The sequence below is a fragment of the Cupriavidus necator genome (assembly GCF_040578825.1).
Taxonomy (GTDB): Bacteria; Pseudomonadota; Gammaproteobacteria; order Burkholderiales; family Burkholderiaceae; genus Cupriavidus; species Cupriavidus necator_E.
The window spans coordinates 1-4,573 of record NZ_JBEFLI010000147.1 but is presented as its reverse complement, the minus strand read 5'-3'; the positions used below and the strand labels follow the sequence as shown (position 1 = coordinate 4,573).

Here is a 4,573-nt window from a genome sequence, read left to right as displayed (position 1 = left end):
CGCCAGCTTCACTGGCGTTGCATGGCGGCCTCGACTCATCCCGTCATGATATCGGAGGCGATTAATTATTCAACCTATTTAAGGGATGTTGTACTAGGGAGACGAAAATTACCGCAACATTGCGAAGAAATTACATTGAGGCTGCCCACGATACCTGATCGCCGCCGCTAGGTCTCACCACACGCGTTTGTGCGATGGCGGCAGCGTCGCGGCGCTAGAGCGCCTCAGCTCGGTCGCCCTGTCGTATGCTCTCGATGGGTCTGATGGTAAGCAGGGTCGTTCTCCCAGGAATGGTTGCCGAAAGGCTTGTCTTCGCGCCCCCGTATGTGACTGGATTCGGCGCTCGGGCAGCATCGACGGCCACCCGCGAAGTCGTACCGTTAATCTGGAGACGGCTGGAATTGCGTTGACGACGCCCGTGAGCACTCACACACCCCAGGGCACGCGCCCTTCGGCGAGCGGCCAATTGGCGGCGGACTTCAATGAATGACGCGGACATGGCGAATCTGTCAGGGGAACTCCCTACGCCGCTAGCCGTGCGCGGAACTCTAGGGGGTAAGGAGCTTGCTTCGGCTAACATGGACCCAGATCCCCTGAGATTCCGGTATGTCAGGCAGAATTGTACTCATCCGTACCGAAGTGCCCTGGATTGACTCAAGGAATGTCCAGGCCACGGTTTGTGCCTCAGCTTTGAATGCCACAGTTTCGCCCGAGTTCACGTTCACATATTTCATGCCCGAAGCTAGCGTAATAGTCCTGGTCGCCGTCGGGACCGGCGCTGGGCTTCCGAATAGAGCGGCCCGTTGCGTCGGCGTCATCGGCGCGCACGCCCAGGCGAGACCCAATAAGGAGAATGAAAGCGCACGAAGAAGCGTCGTCTTGGTCATGATTATCTCCATCGGAGAATTTGCAAATATGCCCCACGGTCAAGCATAGCAAATGCTCACGACCTCGGCGGCGGCTTAACTACAACGGGATTGCTGTGGTACCGGCGACAACCTGATCGGCATTTCTGGCACGCGTACCAGATGAACTCGGCATGGCATATGTCGAGCCTGCCGCAAATCCGATCGTCGCCTCAGCGGCACGCCTTCTCTCCAAGAAGACCAAGTAAGCCGGCAAAGCTATCCACTCGCCGGTGGGACCGCGTTCCGCGGCCAGCATAACGTACACGGCTCAATAATCACGAGGATACCCTTCGCTTCCACCAGGCTCGGGAAGATGAAGCTCATGTCGACGGACGTTCCTCCGATAGCCTCCAGGAACGTCCAGCCGACAGTCCGATATTGTTTTCTTCATGCTCATGATTGGCCCCGTTCATGACAACAAAGATGTCTTTGCCTGAATTCAGTTTATTGGGCCAATGCCAATGATATGATGACTAAGACATTACTTTTTCGCCCCGCACTATTGTTGCCCAAAGCGATTCTCTTTGCCGCCGGAGCCGGAAAAATCCTTTAAAGCCTGCGTGACTATCGAGGCCGGCATGGTGTGACGCAATCCTCTTCTCGCTGCCACGGAGGATCAGCGCGTCAGGCGCCAAGTGGGTTCACCAAGCTATGGCCTCAAGCGCGAGCTTTGGGTGGCCACGCATTGAATGAAGGACCTTGAGCTTTACCGATGAGTGCCGAAGGCAACGAAAGCTTGTAATCTTTTGGTAATGGGACTGTCAGGCTCAAAGTCTTAAATTTCCTGCTTTGCTCTCAGCGAACAATGGACGCCGTCCGGCAAGCCCCTGCTAAGGATGGTGTTCAAAACAACTTCTGCAGCGCCGAGCTGACCGTGTGAGCGTGGCCAAGTGAATTCGATGAGCGATTCCACCCGAATTCGACGGGAGATTCAGTGCAAGCAAGGGCATTACCGCCCGCGTTTCGGGCCGTCGGCCAGAATCCCGGCGCATTCACAGCTTGGCACCTGGCTGAAGGCGATGGCGCATCATCCACAAATTTCTCAAGGCAAACAGCGTATGCAGTTGCTGCGTGTTCATCATCAAGCCCCGGTAGCGCACCTTGAGATAGCCGAACTGGCGCTTGATGATACGAAACGGGTGCTCCACTGTCACGGGGGGGAGACGGTGTGCTCGCCCTTGCAGAATGCCGGCGATGAACCGGCTGCCGTTACCACTCCCAGGATCACGCAGGACAGCCAATGCCCGCGCTGCAGGCACCAGGCTGTTGAGCGTGGCCGTGCGCGCGGAGAGCAAATAAAGCAAGGGGCGTCATATCGACGGTGCCCCATGAACCGCCAGTCGAGGAGCCGAAGCGGTCGGCTCCTGCGCACGATCGCTTCCGCTGTGGCCATTCGGGCCAGCGTCTACCTCCTAGCCGCCTTCGCGATGCCCCTTGACCAGTGCATCGTCAAGGCGAAAAACCTCGTTTCCCTTCATGAGGATCTTGCTACCGTCCTTGGTTTCCATGACCTGGCCCTCGCGCATGCTCACGGCCTTCCCGAACTTGTTCTCCATGCCCATCTTCCCGTCTTTGAAAACATGAATCTTTGAGCCGTCCTTGAGCTCATAGGTTTTGACGACGTTGCTCTGGTCCACCGCCGCAGCGGTAAACGATAGTGCGCTAACCAGTGTGGCAACGGCAAGTTTGCTTTTCATCTCAAGGCCTCCTTGGTTCCATAACACAACACACAGCTGAGAGTCCCCCGCACTGGCTAGGTGCGAGGTCACAGAGAGAGAGGAATGTCATCGCTGAGGCAGTGAAGCAGGGCGCGCCTGCTCGCAGTCACGGAGCGCCGCTGATCTCGTAGATGACTGGGTTGGCGGCGAGTTTCCTGAAGCGCTGCCGCGATGCTTAAACAACCGGTGTCTTGGGTTCACAGCAAGCGCATAGCGCGACTCCTTCCTGTCGGCCTGCTCGATATGAGGCCGCGTGGATATGAAGCGTTGGTTACCGCATGAGTGCGCTTCGATCGGAGCAGAACCTGGCTCCTCCTGGCACCGTAGGCGCAAGTCATTCCCGGCGCTCATAGGCGCCCACTCAAAACGGATGGCCAAGCTTGGACCGGGCATCATCCCCAACGCCGCGCCGCTAAGCAAGACGAAAAACCTCCCCACAGTCATGCTTCGTTCCTGGACGAGTTGACTGACCTGTGCATCATGCTGTCGAAGAACGGGCAGTGTGGACAGCGGCGACGCGACATCACAGTCCGCTACATGCAGCATAAGCGATATTGGAAGGCTTGCCGTCGCGCTCGAAGGCATGATACGAAATGTAATCCTCCGGAAAGCTTACCGTTATCCACGCGCAGCGCTGGGCAATGGGTGCCCGTGGCGTCGGAGCCGCGACTGACCTGGCGGGCCGAAGTCCTCTCCACGCGACGGCGCCATGTGACCGAAGGAGGATTGAGTTGCCGATTAGGGGACTGCTCCGGGCCTTTTTCCACTGAGACGCGCACGCCGGCGACGATTTGCTTATCGGTGGTCCGCTCACCGACCGGCAGCTCGCGCCAAATCTGCGTATTGCCCAACTTCTTGCCCCAACCCACGCCGATGTAGAAGGCGAACTGCCGTCGGATTTCATAGCGCAGGCGCAATCCGATCTTCAGGTCCGCCAGGCCGCTACCAATGCCGCGCGCCTCGTCCGTCTTGCTGTAGGCGTTCGCTTCGAAGTCCGGTGTCAGAAGCAGGCGTTGCGTGAAACGGATGTTGTAGATCGCGCAACGAGGTAGGTATAGGTGGGAGCCGAGTGTCGGCCAGATCGGTGGGATTCATCCGCATCTGGTTCCACATGGCGCGTTTGGCCAGTGCCTGGGACAGGCCCATCTGGGACACGTCGCGCGACTGCGTACTGAGGTGATTCGTCACCCGAAGCGTGACCTCGGTACCTTGCTTCCAGTGGAGGATGGGGGCCGGGATGGAGCGTTCACACTGGTCGTTGGCCGGACACGGTGAACGACATCGGCGTCGCACCGATCGCCAGATCGAACGATGTGCCCGTCAGCACCACCTGATGATTCTGACTCTTCAGCGCCCAAGCGCTTCGCGGATAAGTGCCGACCGTCGCCAGGCCGCCGGCTGCGGCCAGGATCCTAAGAGACCGTTTCAAAAAGAGCCCCGGGGGGCTGCTAACCTTTTCGGCAAGCTGTTAACCTTGGCCATCTGAACAACTGGAACCGAGGGGATGAGCGCGCCGATCATTGATGACGAACTGTGGGCACTGATCGAACCTTTGCTGCCGCCACCGAAACCGCGACGCAAGAAATATCCAGGGCAGCTCCCGGTTTCGAACCGGGCTGCACTGAACGGCATCCTGTTCGTGTTCAAGACCGGCATACGCTGGTGCGACCTGTCGACCAAGTTGGATTCGGGTCGGGGCCGACCTGCTGGGGGCGCTTGCGCGATTGGCAGAAGGCCGGCGTTTGGAAGCGATTGCACGAGCTACTGCTGGCGAAGTTACGCGAGGTCGGCGAGCTCGATTTCTCCCGAGCAGCCGTCGACTTATCGTCGGTACGAGCCGTTGGGGCGGGCGAAAAACTGGTCCGAACCCCACGGATCGCTCGCGACCAGGTTCCAAGCATCACATCCTCGTCGATGCAAATGGCGTCCCCATCAGTGCAATCCTGA

Annotated in this window: 3 protein-coding genes and 2 pseudogenes; 1 reads left to right on the top strand and 4 read right to left on the bottom strand. The window is 58.5% G+C overall.

All coding sequences use genetic code 11. The features are described 5' to 3' along the window. Positions 1-548: 548 nt before the first annotated feature. The 4 genes and pseudogenes from AB1I47_RS33340 to AB1I47_RS33325 all read right to left on the bottom strand — a co-directional run bounded on the left by AB1I47_RS33340 (position 549) and on the right by AB1I47_RS33325 (position 3,654). Positions 549-818 carry a CzcE family metal-binding protein gene (locus AB1I47_RS33340; protein ID WP_354687917.1) on the bottom strand — a complete coding sequence of 90 codons (270 nt, stop codon included), beginning with the start codon at positions 816-818 and terminating at the stop codon, positions 549-551. A gap of 1,082 nt (positions 819-1,900) precedes the next feature. Beyond that, a pseudogene (locus tag AB1I47_RS33335) lies at positions 1,901-2,056 on the bottom strand (transposase); the annotation flags it as partial. 264 nt (positions 2,057-2,320) lie between these two features. Then, a complete protein-coding gene (gene copK, locus AB1I47_RS33330) occupies positions 2,321-2,605 on the bottom strand; it encodes a periplasmic Cu(I)/Cu(II)-binding protein CopK (RefSeq protein WP_354687915.1) in 285 nt (94 codons plus the stop codon). A 554-nt stretch (positions 2,606-3,159) separates the two neighbouring features. Next, positions 3,160-3,654 carry a copper resistance protein B gene (locus tag AB1I47_RS33325; RefSeq protein ID WP_354687916.1) on the bottom strand — a complete coding sequence of 165 codons (495 nt, stop codon included), beginning with the start codon at positions 3,652-3,654 and terminating at the stop codon, positions 3,160-3,162. A 476-nt stretch (positions 3,655-4,130) separates the two neighbouring features. Here AB1I47_RS33325 and AB1I47_RS33320 point away from each other — a divergent pair. Continuing rightward, positions 4,131-4,573, top strand: a pseudogene (locus AB1I47_RS33320) (IS5 family transposase); the annotation flags it as partial.